This is a genomic window from Proteiniphilum sp. UBA5384 (genome assembly GCF_002410825.1).
Classification (GTDB): Bacteria; Bacteroidota; Bacteroidia; order Bacteroidales; family Dysgonomonadaceae; genus Proteiniphilum.
The window spans coordinates 169,282-169,673 of sequence record NZ_DHOS01000010.1 but is presented as its reverse complement, the minus strand read 5'-3'; the positions used below and the strand labels follow the sequence as shown (position 1 = coordinate 169,673).

The window sequence follows — 392 nt, the reverse complement described above, 5'->3', positions numbered from 1 at the left end:
ATTCGTACCCTGGCCCTGGGTGATGTTCGCTGGCAAGACTGGGTACGATTGTTGAGTAAAGAGTTTATGGTTTCCTTGCTACTGGGAATTACGATGGGAGTGGGAGTCTCTCTCATAGCCGCCTTACGCGCACCGGAAATAGTTCTCGTGGTCTCACTCACCATGGTTGCGATAGTAATCGTAGGCAGTATGATAGGTATGATGTTGCCGCTTATTTTTACACGGTTGAAGTTAGACCCGGCTACTGCCAGTGCACCAATGATCACCACCATCTCCGACATAACGGGTATCATTATCTATTTTTCCATGGCGAAATGGTTCTTTGGGTTGTAGTGTTTTTATTCTTATTTTTGCACCGCATTCTTACAAAATCAAATAGAATATGCTTAAAA

General features: G+C 44.1%; 1 protein-coding gene. It reads left to right on the top strand.

Features of this window, described 5'->3' with window-relative positions:
- Nucleotides 1–333, top strand: a 333-nt coding sequence (locus tag B4G81_RS03580) for a magnesium transporter (protein WP_294080195.1), incomplete at its 5' end; no start/stop codon positions are given.
- Nucleotides 334–392: the final 59 nt, after the last annotated feature.